We start from the raw sequence: 15,973 nt of genomic DNA, 5'->3' as shown, positions 1-15,973 counted from the left end.
GACTTTGCCGGCGCCGTCGCACCAGAAAATCGAGCTTGCTGAGCTTGACGTTCAACTTGCGCAGTCCGGCCGCCGCCGCAAGAGCTTAAGGGAACCGTTCACCTACGACGACGATCGCGCCCTTGGCACCCAACCCGTCGGCCCACAAGGCAAATCCCGCCGCGTCGGCGGGGCCGAGAAGGGCCGCGCGGGCCCCGGCACCGGCGAGGAGGTCGGCGAGAAGGTTGGTGACGTCGATGTCGCTCAGCGCGCCGCCCGAGGCGGTCTCGCCGGCGGCGTGGACCTCGAGGCGGCGCCACTCGCGGCGCTCGGCCGGGGGGAGGAGGGCGAAGAGGTCGCCCGCCGTGCGCATGATCGCGCCGGGAACGTCCGGGAGGAGCGCCAGGGCGACCGCCTCAAGGGCCGAGGCGCGGGCGATCGGAGAGAGCCGAGCCGCGTTGAGGGCGGCAATGGCGCGGTCCGCCGCCTCGCGCGGCCCGAGCGCCGGAGGGGAGAGGCCCGGGCGAAGCCCGCGCGGCAGGCCGGGGCCGGCGAAGGTCTGCACGGCGAAGAGCGACGACGCGGCGCCGGCGATGCCGAACCCGAAGAGGGAGACGCCCGGCGAGAGGATCGCGTCGCGATGGGGCGGGCTCGTCATCCAACCGTCGTGGAGGTTGCGGACCTGGCCGGTCGTCGGCAGCGGGTCGCACCCGTCGATCCGGGCGATGTTTTCGGAGGTGAGGGTGAAGGGCGGCGCGCCGGCGGCGAGGATCCGGTCGCGCGGCGTCGAACCGTCCGCGCCGGTGTGGCTGTAGTTTCCCCCGGTGAGCATCGCCTCGGCGTGGCGCTGGGCGGCGAGGTCGAGCGCCGGGGAGGGGACGAGCCAGAGGAGGCCCGCCGCATCCCGCGCAGTGTTGACGAGGGACAGCGCCTCGGCCCTGAGGTCGGCGAGCGGCCCGGTGAGAAACGGCGTCATGCCGGCGCCGGTCCCGACGGCGGAGGCGGCGGTGCGACCGCGCGGCGCCGGGCGTCGGCCCCGGGCGGCGGGGCGACGGGGCCGCGCCGCAGCGGGGGGCGGCGCGGCGGGGAGGACCGGGTGACCGGTCGGATCGACGATCGGGGCGGGGGCCGGAGCACGGGCACCCGCGCTCAGGACCCCTTCTTCGGGATGACCCTGACGATGTTGCTGGAATTGCCCGTCTCGGTGACCGCGTAGACCGTGCCGTCCGGCGCCACCTTCACGTCGCGCACGCGTGCCTTCAGCGGTACCCACTCCTCGGTGACGACGCGCCCGTCCTCGACCGCCAGCACGACGATCGCCTTGGCGGCGAGGCCGCCGATCAGGAAGTGGCCGCGCCAGGCGGGGAAGAGGTCGCCGTTGTACTCGGCCATGCCCGACGGGGCGATCACGGGGTCCCAGTAGTAGACCGGCTGCTCCATGCCCTCGTGCCGGGTGATCCCGTCGCCGACGGGCGTGCCGTTGTAGTTGAGGCCGTAGGTGATCACCGGCCAGCCGTAGTTGCGGGCGGCCTCGGGGCGGTTGAGCTCGTCGCCGCCGCGCGGCCCGTGCTCGACGGTCCAGAGGTCGCCCGCATGGTCGACGATCGCCGACTGGAGGTTGCGGTGCCCGTAGGACCAGATCTGCGGCTGCGCCCCGTCCCGGCCGACGAACGGGTTGTCCGCCGGGACCGAGCCGTCCGTGTTGATGCGGAAAACCTTGCCCATGCCGGCGTCGAGGGCCTGTGCGCGATCGCGGATCGGCGTGTCGGACCGTTCGCCGACGGTGACGAACAGCGTCCCGTCCCGCCGGAAGGCGAGGCGCGAGCCGAAGTGGCTCGTTCCGGCGTAGCCCGGCGTCTGGCGGAAGATGACCTCGAAGCTGTTCAGCGCCGCGGTATTGCCCTCGCGCATGTCGAGCACGGCGCGGGCGACGGTGGTGCCGTTGACGCCGTCGCCGCGCGGCTCGCTGTAGGAGATGTAGATCCGGTGATTGTCTGCGAAGCCGGGGTCGAGGGCGAGGTCGAGGAGGCCGCCCTGGCCGCGCGAGTCGACGCTCGGCACGCCCTGGATCATCGCGCCGACGCGCCCGTCCTGGCCGACGATGTGCATCGTGCCGGACTTCGCGGTGACGAGCATGCGCCCGTCCGGCAGGAACTCGAGGGCCCACAGGCGCGGCAGGCCGGTGGCGACGGTCTCGGTCGCGAAGGCGGTGGGCTCGTCCGGTTGCGGCGCGCGGGTCTGGCCGGGGAAGGCGGGCGTCTGGTCGGCGGCGTTGGCCGGCCCGGCGTCGATCGGGGGGCGCGTCTGCGCGACCGCGGCGGGGGTCAGCAGGGCCGGTGCGAGACCTGCGGACAGCGCGAGGGCGAGGGCAAGGCGCATAGGCGTCCTCATCGTTAGGTCGCCGCGAAGAGGCGCGGCTCCCCTTGCAGGTGGCACTGTCCGTAGATGACGCAACGGTAAAATGCTGTGCCTAATGGGCGCAGCGAACCGTTCAGTCGCTCGGCAGGCAGTCCTGCAGGACGTCCATCATAGCCGGGATCACCTCGTGCGCGCGCATGGATTGAAGGGGAAGCTCGACGGAGATGAGCTTCTCGAATCCGACGTCGTCGAGCGCGGTGAGGACGGCGCGGATGTCCATGTCGCCCTGGCCGAGGGGCAGGTGCTCGTGGACCCCCTTCACCATGTCCTCGATGGCGACGCTGCCGAGGACGGGGGCGAACTCCTTCACCGCGGAGGCAGGGTCGCGCTCGTTGGTGACGAGGCAGTGGCCGACGTCGAGCGAGAGGGCGGGCGGGACGCCGACCATCTGCTTCAGCGCCTCGCGGACCAGCATGAAGTCGTCGAGCGTGCCGATCATCTGCCCCGGCACCGGCTCCAGCGCGACGGTGACGCCGGCGGCGGAGCCGATCTCGGCGATCTGGCAGAGCCCGTCGAGGAGCCACGCGCCGGCATTCTCCTGCGTGACGCTGCGCAGGCGGCGCCCGGCGAAGAAGGTGACCGCCTCGGCCTCGCAGATCTCGCCGATCCTGACGGCACGCCGGATGAGGTCGATGCGCCGCTTGCGCCCCTCCTCGGTCGGATGCAGCAGGCTCGGCTCCTGCGCCTCGCGCGGGTCGAGCAGATAGAGGGCGCCGGTCTCGACGACGAGGCCGAGGTCGAGCTCTCTGAGGCGGGTGGCCAATCGCTCGGCGGCGGCCTCGTAGTCGTCGGCCAGCGGGTCGAAATGATTGGCGTCGAGCGTGAGGGCGACGCCCTGGTAGCCGGATTCGGCAATCAGCTCGAGCGCGTCATCGAGGCGATGGTAGGCGCAACCGTTCGTGTTGTAGGCAAAGCGCAGCATGGGTCGTCGGCTATCGGGTCACGGGGTCCTGCGGTGGGGCTGGCCACGGACGACTGCGGCGGCATGTGACCAGCGCACATCGCGACGCTGGCAGATTCCGGACCACCGGCGCAACGAAATGCTTCGTCGCGAGCTTATCGGCATTCGCGGCGCTCTTGCCAAGTCTCGCAAGGCCTCTAGCCGAGAAAAATCAATCCTTTTTGTCATGGGTTTGCCGCGCTTTGCCGCGTATTTCCTCCGCACCATCGCTAAGGTTGCGTAATATGCATGGGAGGTGATGAAATTCTCATCAGAATGTGAGGCGAAAGCGGGCGAGCACCTCGAGCTGGAATTCGCGGATCGGACCCGGGTCGACGAACTCCCGCGCGTCCATCGCGTCCGAGAGGGAGAAGCCGGCGAGGTTCGCGTAGTGCCGCTGCTGCAGCACGCGGTCGATGAGGTCGGCGGCGACGAAGGCGCCCGCGGCGGGCAGCCGGAGGTCGTTCCGGTGATCGAGCGCGGCGGCGAGGAGCTCGGCCAGCTCGCCGGGGCACTGTTCCAGCGCGCGGGCGACGGAGCGGCGGCGGGCGGTCTCGTCCTCGGGGCTCGGCGCCTCGGGGTCGGGTACGGCGGCGTAGGCGTCGCCGAGATGATGGGCGAGGCCGAGGAGCATGGCGGGTCCCGCCGGCTCGTCGCGCCGCAGCTGCAGGAGCCCGCCCATCACCGCGACGGACCACGCGTGCTCGGACTGCATCTCCTCCGGCGGCATCACCAGCCGGGCGGCGCCCTCGCGCAGCGCCCCGGCTCGGGCCTGGCTCGCCAGCAGGTCGACGAACTGCGGTCCCGTCCCCGGCGGCGTCATTCCCTCGACGACGGCGGCGAGGCGGTCGGCGACGGGTTCGGACAGCGTGCCGACCGTGCGGCCGGCGGCGTTCCGGTAGACCGTGCGGCGATCGTCGGGGTCGACGCCCGCATGGGCGAGCTGCGCGGCGTCCACCGGCACCAGCGCGATCTGCGCGGCGGCGTAGGCGACCTCCGTCCGCGCGACGTCCTCCAGCGGCTCGCCGGCGAGAATCGCGGTCCAGGCGCGGCGGAAGCCCTCGTCGGCGATCGAGCGGTGGGCGCTCGCGCGCGCCGGCACGCGCTTCAGCGCGGCGAACTCGGCAAGCACCGGTCCGAGCGCCGGATCGAGCGGCGCCGGGCTCGTGCTCCGTGGGGCGAGGGCGTCGTGCATCGAATAGGTGTACCGCTGGGACCCGTTGCAGCCCACCGGGCCGCATCCGCGCCCTTCTGGACTGCACCGCCGGGGGCCGTCAACGGACCTCGGGCCGGGACGCGACGCGTCTGCTACCCTCTGGCGCTGTCACGGCCGCGCGTCCGATCGAAGGCGGCGTGGAACCCGCGGGCCCCGTGCATGGTTGCGCCATTATCGAGGGAGGCGACGACATGGAGCAGCGCGCAGCGGACGATGCGGCGGCGGACGAGGTTGCGGAGCGCGGCGCGCCGCCGGCCGGGCCGGACGGGCGACACGCCCAGGGGGTCTTCCAGATCCCGCTCCCGGCGTGGCGGGCGATCCTGACGCGTACTGCGGCCGACTTCGGGCGAAACAACATTTCCCTGATCGCCGGCGGGGCGGCGTTCTTCCTGCTCCTGGCGATCTTCCCCGGCATCGCCGCCTTCGTGGCGCTCTACGGTCTGGTGTTCGACGTCACTGCCGTGCAGAGCCACGTTGCCGCACTTTCCGGCGTCCTGCCCGACACGGCGGTCGATCTCGTGACGGAGCAGCTCAGCCGGCTCGCCTCGCAGGACCAGAGCACGCTGAGCGTCGGCTTCCTCGTCGGTATCCTCGTCGCCCTCTGGTCGGCGAACGCGGGCGTCAAGGCGCTCTTCTCGGCCATGAACGTCGTCTACGGCGAGGAGGAGAAGCGCGGCTTCTTCACGCTGACGCTGGTCTCGCTCGCCTTCACCCTCGCGGCGATCCTCGCCGCGGCGGTGCTGATCTCGGCCATTGTCGTCGTGCCGGTGGTGCTCGGCCACATCGGGCTCGGCGGCCGGGGGGAGGCGGCGGTCGCGATGGTGCGCTGGCCCTCGCTCTTCGTGGTGCTGATGGCGGGGCTCAGCCTGCTCTTCCGCTACGGTGCGTCCCGCCGCCCGCCGCGGCTGCGCTGGGTGCTGTGGGGCAGCGTCCTCACGGCCTTTCTGTGGGTCGTCGCGTCGGCGGCGTTCTCGTTCTACCTGGCGAATTTCGCCAACTACAACGCGACCTACGGTTCGCTCGGCGCCGTCATCGGCTTCATGATGTGGCTCTACGTGTCGATGATCATCATCCTGCTCGGCGCGCAGCTCAACGCCGAGGTGGAGCACCAGCTCGTCACCGACACCACGGTGGGGCCGCAGCGGCCGCTGGGCGCGCGGGACGCGGTGGTGGCGGATCTGGTCGCGAAGGGGCGTTCGGGCAAGGGCGCTTCGATTTCGGAGCGGTTCGGCAACCTCCGGAGAAAGCTGACGCACCAACAGCGCTAGCAGTCTCCTGCACTGCTGCCAGCTAACCTGTTGCACAGCTTGCTCAAAATTCATTCGCCGGCTTGCCTTTACCATTTCTCGTGGCAGACTTTTGATTGTCTGATTGGGAGAGACCAATGGTGACAGGGTTGGAACGGCAACTCGCCGGATACAGCTTGACGACAGCAGAAATTCTCTACCGCATGCCGGATCATCCTGCGATCCTGCAAAGCTATATCTGGCAGGAATACGATTGTGCGCCCGAGTTCCCGGTGCTGGAAACCTTCCTGGAGTTCTGGCGGCGGGAGATCGAAGGCAAGCTGCACTCGGTCAACGTCAGCTACCGCCAGCTCATCTCGGCAGGGTCGTGGCGTCTGGTGACGCTGCAGCAGTACCACTGAGCGAGCCGCCGCGCGCGGCCCCGCGGGGCGATCCGCCGCAACGGCGGCGGCACAAGGCAAGCGCCAGTTCCCGGCGCCGCCGCGCGCGGAGATCCGCGTCGTTCACAAGAGACTGACGCTGCTGGGGGTATGCGTCGGACGGAGCGTCATTATATTGCGGCGTGGAGACACGTAGCATCGGATGGCGCATGAGTACCCCTCTCTACAACGAACACCCGACGATGTTCGCCGACGAACCGGGGAAGTTCATCCTGGCGTGCCTGCTCATTCCGTTCGTGGTCGGGATCGTGTGGCTCCTCGTCTGGTACATCGTCAATCGCAGCACGCTCGTGACGGTCGACGACGAGCGCGTGACCCTGCGCCGCGGCGTCTTCAACAAGGAAAGCATCGAGGTCGAGATGAGCTCGATCCGGACCGTGCGGGTCGATCAGACGTTCGTCGACCGGATTTTCAATTGCGGGATCCTGAAGGTCTACACCTCCGGCGACGCGCCGGACATCGACCAGGGCGGACTGCCCGATCCGGACACGCTGCGCACCGCGTTGCGCAACGCCCGCGGCTCCAACGCGTAAACTTGCATCGACGACGAAGGCAACCATTGTGGGGCCTCGCGGGTTCGACCGCCAAGGCCATCACGAAGCACGGCCCCTTAGCTTGACCGACGGAGAGCGCTGAAACCGATGACCATGACGTCCGACAATGTCCCCAAGCCACGCTACCAGGAGCATCCGCGCATGTTCGCGGACGAGCCGGGGCGGTTCATCCTGGCGTGTCTGCTCGTGCCGTTCGTCATCGGCATCGTCTGGCTGCTGGTCTGGTACGTCAAGACCAAGTGCACGCTCCTGACCGTGGGCGACGAGCGCGTCCTCCTGACGCGCGGCGTGTTCAACAAGGAGCGACTGGAGATCGAACTCGAATCGATCCGGACCGTGCGCATCGACCAGACCTTCGTCGACCGGATCTTCAACTGCGGCATCCTCAAGATCTATACCGCCGGCGACAACCCCGAGCTGGTGCAGGGCGGCATGCCCGACCCGGAACGGCTGCGCAGCGCTCTGCGGGTATGACAACCGAGGCGACCCGGCGCGTCAGCCGGCTGGAGGTCTTCATCGCGCGCATGACCGCGCAGAAGACATTTCTGGAAGAGGTGGCCGCGGCGCTCGACGTGCCGGGGCCGGTCCTGGAACTGGGCCTCGGCAACGGGCGCACGTTCGATCACCTGCGCACGATCCTGCCGGATCGGGAGATCTTCGTGTTCGACCGGTCGATCACCGCGCACCCGGCCTCCATCCCCGATGCCGATCACATGATCGTCGGCGAGATCCGCGACACGCTGGCCTTCTGCGGGCCGCGCGTGGGCGCGCTTGCGGCGCTGGTGCACTGCGACCTCGGCTCGGGCGACCCGACGGCCGACCTCGTCAAGCGCGCCTGGCTGTCGCCGCTGATCGCCGAGCGGACCGCGCCCGGCGGGTACGTGGCGAGCGGCATCGAGCTGGAAATGCCGGACTTCGAGGCGCTGCCTCGCTCCGCGGACGCCGAACGCGGGCGCTACTGGCTCTACCGCAAAACACGTTAACATCACCCGGCCGGACCGGCCGGGTGCGTCCGTCGCTGCCGCATCGTCCCCGTGGCGTCGCCGCGGGGGTGAGACGATGCGACAGGGGCCGGCACCCGGCACGCGGTTTGACCGGCGTGACGGTTGGTGGCATTCGCCGGACGGTCTTTAACGAGGGGGCGTATTTGGCCTCGCGAGCCTTCTTCCGATGCCGCGCGTGCGGTGAACCGGTCGTGTCCGGCGCCTATCGGTGCCCGGTGTGCGGGATCGACTTCCCCACCGGCACGCCGAATACGCCGACGACGCCGGATTCTCCTGCGGCCGTCGACCCGTCGGGCCGGTCGCGGTCCAAGTCGGTGATGCCGACCGATATCGCCACCCGCTTCGAGGGCGCGCTGGGAGAGGAGCTGCGCGAGCCGGAGCCCGCTCCGGAGGAACCCGAGGCGGTCGAGCCCGAGGTGTGGGCCGACGTCAAGCGGCGCAGCCGCCGGGACAACCGCGACGACGAGCACATCGTCGACGTGGAGGTCGAACACGACGAGGAGCCGGACCACGATGAGCCGGACGACGGCCACGACGACGGCCACGACGAGGACCACGACGAGCGGGACGACGGCGAGGAGCGCGAGCCGGGCGACCTCGACGTCGCGGCGATCGTGCCGGGCCAGTCGCGCGCGGGGGGCCGGGAGAACGGCGCCGGGCTCGCCGTCTCGCCGAAAACGTCGGCCAAGCGGCCGCGGCGGGTCGTGGTGGCGGAGCCGCGCACGCGCGAGATCCTCGTGGTGCCGCGCCGGCGCAGCCGGATCAAGGACGTCGTCGGGACGCTCGTGCTGGCGCTGGTGCTGCTCGTCGGCGCCGGCGGCGTCGCGTTCTACCTCGAGGACAACGGGATCGCGGACTTCGGCCTGTTCGACCGCGGCGGCTCCGGCGCCCTCGGTTCCGGACCGCTGACGGTGCGCGCCGATGACGGGTGGGTGTCGGTCCCGGCCGAACCGGGCGCGGTGCTGATCAGCGCCGACGGCACCTACCGCATTCGCCTCGACGGCGAGGTCTTCACCGGCTCGGCCGACCAGCGGCTCCGGGTGCCGATCGCCGAGGGGACGGACCTCTCCGTCCGCTCGGTGCGCGCGCCCACCGCCGTGACGGTCACCCGCACCGAGTGATCTGAGGCGCGGCGCCGGGCGGACTGGCGCGGCCCGGCCTCTCACCCCGCAGGCGCGACGCGCGTTTCGCCGGCCGAAGCCGGCCGGCATACCGGGCCCGCTGGCCTTCAGAACGAAAGAGGCCGTCCGGGCGACCCGGACGGCCTCTTCACGTTTCAGGCGGGCGCCCGCGCTATAGCGGGCGCCGCTACCGGTTTCAGTCGGGGGAGATGCACATCGACTGGGCGCCGGTCTGGCAGATCGGCAGCGAGCCGGTGCGGTCGAGGGCATCGTTGAGGCGCGCCAGCAGCGCGTCGGACGGCACCGGCAGCGCGAAGCGTTCGTCGCTGGCGAAGTCGCCGATGGCCGCCTCGACCGCGCCGGGCGTGTCGCCATCGGACGGGCCGAGATAGTCGAGCTCCTTCAGCGCGGCGACGACGCGCTCGTCGCTCGCCGACGTGGTGGCCGCCGGATCGGTCCGGCCCGCGACGACGCGCGTTCCGTCCGTCGCCGGGGCCGGCGTGATGGCCGACGGTGCGGCGGGCTGCGGATCCTTTGCGGTGACGACGCGCGGCGACGCCTCGGCGGGGGCGGCCGGTTCGCCGTCGCCCGGCGGGGTGCCCTGCCGGGCCGCGCGGTCGGTGGCGAGGCGCGCCTGCACCGAGGGAGCGAAGGTGTCGCTGGTCGGCTCGCCCGCGGCGGTGTCCTGCGATGGCGCGGACTGCGGCAGGGAGGTGGTGTCGGTGGGCCCGCCGGCATCGCTCGGCGTTGCCGGCGAGGCGTCCGGCGCGGCGTCGCCCGGCGCCGCCGCGGCGAGGTCGCCCGTGCCGCCGACGCTGCCGTCGCCGGTCGAGGCGGTGTCACGCGGCGGCGCCTCGCGCGGGATCGGCGGGACCTCGCCCGGCGCGAACAGCGACGCGTTGTCCTCCTCCGGCGGCGGGCTCGGGGCGTTGGGGTTGAAGGGGGCGTTGCCGCTACCGTTGCCGAGGCGCTGGCGCATGCGCTCGGCGAACGAGCCGGGGTCGGACGCGCCCGCGGGCGGCGGGCCCGGCTGCGGGGCCGGGCGCCGCAGATCGAGCGGCGCGCCCTGCTGCGCGATGCGCAGCTCCGGCTGCGCCAGCACCCAGACCGCGCCGTCCGGCGTGCGGCAGCGGTAGCCGTCGACGGCCGAGCGGCCGGCCTGTCCGTCCACGTCGATGCGGTAGCCGCGGCAGGGCTGGCCGTTGCCGCCGCGCACGGTGCGGTAGGCGCGCACCGCGGCCTGGCCGCCGCCCGGCAGCTCGATGTACGCCACCTGGTTGTCGCGGGCGTAGTCGAGCACCGTCGACAGGCGACTCTCCAGCGCGCGGCGCTCCGCGACCGTCAGCGGCAGCGCCGAGGAATAGGTCTGCGCGCTCGCCGTCGTCACCGCGACGCACGCGCCCGCTGCCACGACGGACAGCGCGAGAAGGTGAGGACGCCTCATGGGCCATGCTCCCGGATCCGCGCCCCGGGACGAACGCGGGACGGGACAACTCATTCACCAGATGTCGGGCCGCGGCCGCGCGTATCGTGCCGCGTCAGGCCGCCGTCCCCGTGCCCCGAGGATCATCCAGACCGATCCTGAGCCACGCGTGAACATCATAGGGTGCGCGGGGCCGGATTGCGACCGCCCCGCGCGGTCGTGCCCCGGTGGCCGGCACCCGGCCCCGGCGTCCGCAAGCGGAGCCGGACCGGGAATGCCGGCGGCCGGCCTCAGCCCGGCCGGCGGACCTTCATCGAGAGTTCGCGCGGCAGATAGCGTCCGTCGCCCCTGGCGCCGACGAGCTCGCCGTCCTTCACCATCACCTTGCCGCGGAGGATGACCGTCCTCGGCAGCCCTTTGACCTCGAGGCCCTCGTAGGGCGAGTAGTCCGACCCGTCGTGCAGGTTGGCGTGGCGGATCGTCGTCTCCGCCTCCGGGTCCCACAGCACGATGTCGGCGTCCGCGCCGACCGCGATGGTGCCCTTCTTCGGGTAGAGGCCGTAGGTCTTGGCGTGGTTCGTCGAGGTCAGCGCCACGAAGCGGGTTATGTCGATCCGCCCCTTCGAGACACCCTCGGAGAAGAGGATCGGCAGGCGCGTCTCCACCCCCGGGATGCCGTTCGGGACGTGACGGAAGTCCTTGCGGCCCTTGGGGTTCAGCTTGCCGCGCTCGTCGTCGTAGCGGAACGGGCAGTGGTCCGAGGAGAAGACGTCGAAGACGCCGGTCTGGATGCCGCGCCAGATATTGTCCCACTCGGCCTCGGTCCGCGGAGGGGGCGAGCAGACCGCCTTGGCGCCCTCCCAGTTCATCCCCTCGAGGTCCTTCTCGGTGAGGCGGATGTACTGCGGGCAGGTCTCCCCGGTGACGTTCATGCCCCGCGCCCGCGCCCGCTCGATCTCCTCCATCGCCGCCCCGTTGGAGACGTGGACGATGACGACGGGCACGTCGACCACCTCCGCGAGCGTGATGGCGCGGTGCGTCGCCTCGCGCTCCACCGCGAGGGGGCGCGTCGTTGCGTGCGACAGCGGCTCGAGACGGCCCTCGGCGACGTGGCGGTCGATCAGGAAGCGGATCGCGTCCTCGTTCTCGCAGTGCACCATGGCGAGCGCGCCGGTGCGTCGCGCGGTGTCCATCACCTGCAGGATCTCGGCGTCGTTGAGGCGCAGGTTCTCGTAGGTCATGAAGACCTTGAACGAGGTGTAGCCGTCCGCCACCGCCGCCGGCAGCTCCTGGCCGAGCACCGATTCGGTCGGGTCGGAGATGACGAGGTGGAAGGAGACGTCGGTGTAGCAGTTGCCCTCGGCCTTCGCGTGGTAGGCCGTCAGCGCGTCGCGCAGGGACTTGCCCTTCTCCTGGACGCAGAACGGCAGCAGCGTCGTGTTGCCGCCGAAGAGGCCGGACAGAGTGCCGGTCTCGAACGTGTCGGCCATGACGATACCCTCGCCGGAGGGCTGGTCGATGTGGACATGGCTGTCGATGCCGCCCGGCAGGACGTACTTGCCCGTCGCGTCGATGGTCTCGGCGCCCTCGAGGCCGATGCCGAGCGCGGTGATGACGCCGTCTTTCACGCCGATGTCGGCTTTGAACACGTCGGCGGCCGTGGCGATGGTGCCGCCGGCGATGACGAGGTCGAAGGTCATGGTGTCTCCTCAGTAGCCGCGTATTGTGTCGACGACGTTCCGGAGCGGCTCACCGCGCTCGAACGCCTCGATCTGGCGGACGATATTGCGAAGCGTGGACGTCGGGTCGGAGACCGCGGCCACGTGGGGCGTGATGACGAGGTTGGGCGCATCCCACATCGGATCGTCCGCGGGGAGGGGCTCTTCGTTGAAGACGTCGAGCGAGGCGCCCTTCAGCGCACCGGACCGGAGCGCCGCCAGGATGTCCGCCTCCGTCTGGAGACCGCCGCGCCCGGCATTGATGAGGACCGGGCCGAGGGGGCTCTCCCCGCCGAGCCTTGCGATGAGGCCGGCATCGAGGATGCCGCGGGTGTCCTCCGTCAGCGGCAGCAGGCAGACGAGGATGTCCGTGCGCTTCAGGAAGGCGTCGAGGCCCTCGGCGCCATAGTAGAGCGTGATGTCACTCGGCCGCTGGGAGCGGGACCAGCCGTGCACGGTGAAGCCGAGCGACAGCAGGATCGGCGCGCAGTGCCGGGCAAGGGTGCCGTAGCCCATGAGGCCGACGCGGGCCGCGTTCGCCGCCGGCTGCTCGAACTCGCGCCACTCGTGCTTACGCTGCACGTCGAGGTAGGCGAGCGCCTGGCGGAAGTGGGTCAGTACCTGGAGGATGACCCATTCGCCCATCCTGTAGGTCATGTCGTCGTCGACGAGGCGCACCAGTGGGACGGGCGGCAGGTCCGGGTCCGCCATCAGCCCGTCGACCCCCGCGCCGAGGTTGAAGACGGCCTTCAGGTTCGGGAGCGTCCTGAGGACGCCGGCCGGCGGCTTCCAGGTCAGCACGTAGTCGATGGCGGCGGGGTCGTAGTCGTCCTGGCCGTGCCGGAGGATGGGGCGGTCCGGCGCGGTCGCGCGCCAGTTGGCGAGCCATTCGTCCTGGTGCCAGCCGGTGGAAAGAAGCAGCGTGGTCATTTTGTCGGTCTCATGCTTCGAAGGGTAGGCAAGGGACGGGCCGTTTGACAATTGACCGGACGTTCGGCGCAGCATATCTGCCGCTCATGGCGAAACGTCCGATCCTCATCATTCCCGATCCCGTGCTGCGGCGCGTGGCCGAGCCTGTGACCTCCGTCGACGCGCGGATCAAGGCTCTGGCCGACGATATGCTCGAGACCATGTATGCCGCCCCCGGGATCGGCCTCGCGGCCCCGCAGATCGGCGTGCTGGAGCGGCTCATCGTGCTCGACGTCGCGACCGGGGAGGACGCGGAGCCCGCGCCGATGGTCCTCGTCAATCCGGAGATCGTCGCCAGCTCTGAGGAGACCTCGGTCTACGAGGAGGGGTGCCTGTCGATCCCCGACTACACCGAGGAGGTCGAGCGGCCCGCGCGCGTGACCGTGCGCTTCCTCGACCGGGACGGGGCCGAGCAGACGGTCGAGGCGGACGGCCTCCTCGCCACGTGCCTGCAGCACGAGATCGATCACCTCAACGGCATCCTCTTCATCGACTATCTGTCGCGGCTGAAGCGGGACCGGGTCGTGAAGAAGTTCACCAAGCAGGCCAAGCTCGGCGCCGCGTGATGATCCATACATTGCCTTTCGCCCGGTCGCCGTCTCCGGCGGGCCGCGTATCGCTCGTGGCCAGGGGTGAGCGCCGATGATGCGCATCGTCTTCATGGGAACGCCGTCCTTCGCCGTTCCGACCCTGATGGAGATCGTCGGGCAGGGGCACACGGTCCCGGCCGTCTACACCCAGCCGCCGCGGCCCGCTGGGCGGGGGATGGCCGAGCGCAGGTCCGCCGTCCACGAGGCGGCCGAGGCGCTCGGGATCGAAGTGCGCCACCCGACCTCGCTGAAGGAGGAGGCGGAGGCGATCGCGGCGCTGGAGCCGGACGCGCTGGTCGTCGTCGCCTACGGCCTCATCCTGCCGGTCCCGGTGCTGGAGGCGGCACCGCTCGGCGCCTACAACGTCCACGCGTCCCTGTTGCCGCGATGGCGCGGCGCGGCACCCGTCGCACGGGCCATCATGGCGGGCGACGCGCAGACCGGCGTCACCGTGATGCGGATGGAGAAGGGGCTCGACACCGGCCCCGTCGGCATGGTCGAGCACACGCCGATCGGCCCGGACGATACCGCGGCGGACCTCACCGACCGCCTGTCCCGCCTCGGCGCCGACCTGATGGTCCGCGCGCTGGCCGCGCTGGATCGCGACGCGCTCACCCTGACACCGCAGCCGGAGGAGGGCGTGACCTACGCCTCCAAGATCGACAAGGCCGAGGCGCCGATCGATTTCGCCCAGCCGGCGGAGGCGGTTCGCAACCACATCCACGGCCTCAACCCGATGCCGGGCGCCTATGCCACGATCGAGATCGCCGGCAAGCCGGAGCGGCTGAAGGTCCTCCGGGCGACGGTCGCCACCGGCTCGGGCGCGCCGGGCGAAGTTCTCGATGACCGCCTCACCGTCGCCTGCGGCGAGGGGGCCGTGCGGCTGCTGCGGGTGCAGCGGGCGGGCAAGTCCCCGGTCGACGCCGACGCCTTCCTGCGCGGCGCGCGAATCGGGCCCGGCGACCGCTTCGAGGTCTGACCGGACCGCCACGATGGACACGCGCCGGGGCCGAATGTAGGCCATCGCGCAAGCCCGCGTATCCGAGAAGCGCATCCGTTGCGCGCAACCCAACAGGCGCGATCCAGCCATGCGTGATCCCGCAAAGCCGAGCACTGCCCCCGCCTTCTGGCGTCGCGTGATGCGTCTCGGCCGGCCGTCCTATCCGCGGGACAAGGCGTTCGGGGACCTCGTCTACCGCAGCCGCGAGCAGCTTCTCGCCGCGCACGGTCTCCCGCCCGAAGACCGCACCCTGCTGGCGGAGGCGCTCGCCGCGAACGAGGCGAGCGGCGCCGTCCCGGCGATTCGCGGCATCAGGGTGGCCCCGCTCGCGGTGTCCGAGACGACGGTCCTGCCGGAGCGCCCGAACCCGCTCGAGAGCACGCTCCCATGGGCGCTGTTCCGCGGCACGAAGCTGAACCGCGGCGGCCTGCGGATGCCGATGCAGAAGGCGCTGACGGTGCTGGAGTACCGCGACGTCTGCCTCGCGACCACCGGCAACCGGTTCACCATCTTCCGTGGCGACACCGTCGACCCCGCCTCGTCGGCGGTGCTGGAGCGGCAGGAGCGGCTGGCGGCGAACGCGGAGCCGCTGGCCTTCGCCGCGTTCTGCGACGACTTCTTTCCCGGTGCCGCCAACCCTGCCCACTTCGTCGGCGACCGGCTGACGCGGGCTTACGTCTTCACCCAGCGCCTCGGCGTCGCGCCGGAGGGCTGCCTCTTCGGCGGCGCCACCGCGCTCTACCCGGCGTACGCGCTGGACCGGGTGTGCCCGGGCGCGAACGTCGCACGTTCGGACCGGGTCTACCGGGTCGCCCGCCTCCTGGTCCTGTCGTCGACGGCGGAGATGGGCGGGCACCCGTTCTATTATCTCGATCCCGAGGCGATGGACTTCATCCTGACGCGCCTGCTGGCGGACCTTCCCGCGGCCGGGGAGCGGTCGCGCGCGGGGCGGCGGCTCTACCTCGCCCGCACCGATGCCGGCGCCCGCGTCCTCCTCAACGAGCGTCCGCTGATCGAGGCGCTCGGCCGCGAAGGCTTCGAGGCGGTGGAGATGGGCGCGCTCGCCCCCGCCGAGCAGCTGGCCCTGGCGCGCGATGCGGAGGTGGTGGTGGCACCCCATGGCGCGGCGCTGACGAACCTCGTCGCCGCCCGCCCCGGCACGTGCGTGGTCGAACTCTTCAATCCCAACCGCGGAACGACGGTCTACATGGCGATCGCCCACGCCCTCGGCCTCGGCTACACGCCGCACTTCGGCACCCCGGTCGCGGGCGACCGTCGCAGGGACGCCTGGACAGTGGACATCGATGGCGTGCTCGGTGCCGTGCGCTCCGCCGCGGACCGGATCGGCGCCTGA

The 15,973-nt window shown here is 71.2% G+C and carries 16 protein-coding genes; 9 read left to right on the top strand and 7 right to left on the bottom strand.

Annotation, left to right across the window (positions count from 1 at the left end):
- Positions 1-85: 85 nt before the first annotated feature.
- The 4 genes from DLJ53_RS20250 to DLJ53_RS20235 all read right to left on the bottom strand — a co-directional run bounded on the left by DLJ53_RS20250 (position 86) and on the right by DLJ53_RS20235 (position 4,568).
- Complete coding sequence (locus DLJ53_RS20250) at positions 86-955, bottom strand: CAP domain-containing protein (RefSeq protein WP_111348600.1); 870 nt, start codon at positions 953-955, stop codon at positions 86-88.
- Positions 956-1,128: 173 nt separating this feature from the next.
- Positions 1,129-2,358, bottom strand: coding sequence for a PQQ-dependent sugar dehydrogenase (locus DLJ53_RS20245; RefSeq protein ID WP_111348599.1), 1,230 nt, complete (start codon positions 2,356-2,358; stop codon positions 1,129-1,131).
- Between the two features lie 112 nt (positions 2,359-2,470).
- Positions 2,471-3,319 carry a sugar phosphate isomerase/epimerase family protein gene (locus DLJ53_RS20240; protein ID WP_111348597.1) on the bottom strand — a complete coding sequence of 283 codons (849 nt, stop codon included), beginning with the start codon at positions 3,317-3,319 and terminating at the stop codon, positions 2,471-2,473.
- A gap of 289 nt (positions 3,320-3,608) precedes the next feature.
- Positions 3,609-4,568 (bottom strand): hypothetical protein, encoded by a 960-nt coding sequence (locus DLJ53_RS20235; protein WP_111348596.1) that lies wholly within the window; start codon positions 4,566-4,568, stop codon positions 3,609-3,611.
- A 176-nt stretch (positions 4,569-4,744) separates the two neighbouring features.
- Between DLJ53_RS20235 and DLJ53_RS20230 the strand changes: the two genes are divergently transcribed.
- From DLJ53_RS20230 to DLJ53_RS20205, 6 genes are all read left to right on the top strand, one after another.
- The gene (locus DLJ53_RS20230; protein ID WP_111348594.1) at positions 4,745-5,821 is read left to right on the top strand and encodes a YihY/virulence factor BrkB family protein; all 1,077 of its coding nucleotides are present in this window, start codon (positions 4,745-4,747) and stop codon (positions 5,819-5,821) included.
- 116 nt (positions 5,822-5,937) lie between these two features.
- On the top strand, positions 5,938-6,201 hold the full coding sequence (locus DLJ53_RS20225; protein WP_111348592.1) for an usg protein: 264 nt from the start codon (positions 5,938-5,940) through the stop codon (positions 6,199-6,201).
- A 188-nt stretch (positions 6,202-6,389) separates the two neighbouring features.
- On the top strand, positions 6,390-6,773 hold the full coding sequence (locus tag DLJ53_RS20220) for a PH domain-containing protein (RefSeq protein WP_111348591.1): 384 nt from the start codon (positions 6,390-6,392) through the stop codon (positions 6,771-6,773).
- 108 nt (positions 6,774-6,881) lie between these two features.
- Positions 6,882-7,268, top strand: a complete 387-nt coding sequence (locus DLJ53_RS20215) for a PH domain-containing protein (protein WP_202913256.1) — start codon at positions 6,882-6,884, stop codon at positions 7,266-7,268.
- Entirely contained in the window at positions 7,265-7,777 is a 513-nt protein-coding gene (locus DLJ53_RS20210) for a class I SAM-dependent methyltransferase (RefSeq protein WP_111348589.1), read from the top strand. Before DLJ53_RS20215 ends, DLJ53_RS20210 begins: the two co-directional genes overlap by 4 nt.
- 338 nt (positions 7,778-8,115) lie before the next feature.
- Positions 8,116-8,919: a hypothetical protein gene (locus DLJ53_RS20205; RefSeq protein ID WP_162409415.1), complete on the top strand. Its 804-nt coding sequence runs from the start codon at positions 8,116-8,118 to the stop codon at positions 8,917-8,919.
- Positions 8,920-9,115: 196 nt separating this feature from the next.
- Here the strand turns inward: DLJ53_RS20205 and DLJ53_RS35285 are convergent, their stop codons facing one another.
- The 3 genes from DLJ53_RS35285 to DLJ53_RS20190 form a co-directional block, all read right to left on the bottom strand.
- Positions 9,116-10,363 (bottom strand): hypothetical protein, encoded by a 1,248-nt coding sequence (locus tag DLJ53_RS35285; RefSeq protein ID WP_162409413.1) that lies wholly within the window; start codon positions 10,361-10,363, stop codon positions 9,116-9,118.
- A 269-nt stretch (positions 10,364-10,632) separates the two neighbouring features.
- Positions 10,633-12,042, bottom strand: a complete 1,410-nt coding sequence (gene hydA / locus DLJ53_RS20195) for a dihydropyrimidinase (protein WP_111348586.1) — start codon at positions 12,040-12,042, stop codon at positions 10,633-10,635.
- Between the two features lie 9 nt (positions 12,043-12,051).
- The gene (locus tag DLJ53_RS20190; protein ID WP_111348584.1) at positions 12,052-12,990 is read right to left on the bottom strand and encodes a 2-hydroxyacid dehydrogenase; all 939 of its coding nucleotides are present in this window, start codon (positions 12,988-12,990) and stop codon (positions 12,052-12,054) included.
- 86 nt (positions 12,991-13,076) lie between these two features.
- On the opposite strand from DLJ53_RS20190, the gene DLJ53_RS20185 reads away from it, so the two are divergent.
- The 3 genes from DLJ53_RS20185 to DLJ53_RS20175 all read left to right on the top strand — a co-directional run bounded on the left by DLJ53_RS20185 (position 13,077) and on the right by DLJ53_RS20175 (position 15,973).
- Positions 13,077-13,595: a peptide deformylase gene (locus DLJ53_RS20185; protein WP_111348583.1), complete on the top strand. Its 519-nt coding sequence runs from the start codon at positions 13,077-13,079 to the stop codon at positions 13,593-13,595.
- A gap of 79 nt (positions 13,596-13,674) precedes the next feature.
- Positions 13,675-14,598: a methionyl-tRNA formyltransferase gene (gene fmt / locus DLJ53_RS20180; protein ID WP_111349107.1), complete on the top strand. Its 924-nt coding sequence runs from the start codon at positions 13,675-13,677 to the stop codon at positions 14,596-14,598.
- A 109-nt stretch (positions 14,599-14,707) separates the two neighbouring features.
- Complete coding sequence (locus tag DLJ53_RS20175) at positions 14,708-15,973, top strand: glycosyltransferase family 61 protein (RefSeq protein ID WP_111348581.1); 1,266 nt, start codon at positions 14,708-14,710, stop codon at positions 15,971-15,973.

This window comes from Acuticoccus sediminis (genome assembly GCF_003258595.1).
GTDB classification, from domain to species: domain Bacteria; phylum Pseudomonadota; class Alphaproteobacteria; order Rhizobiales; family Amorphaceae; genus Acuticoccus; species Acuticoccus sediminis.
The sequence above is the reverse complement of the archived record's forward strand: the minus strand, read 5'-3'. Positions and strand labels throughout refer to the sequence as shown.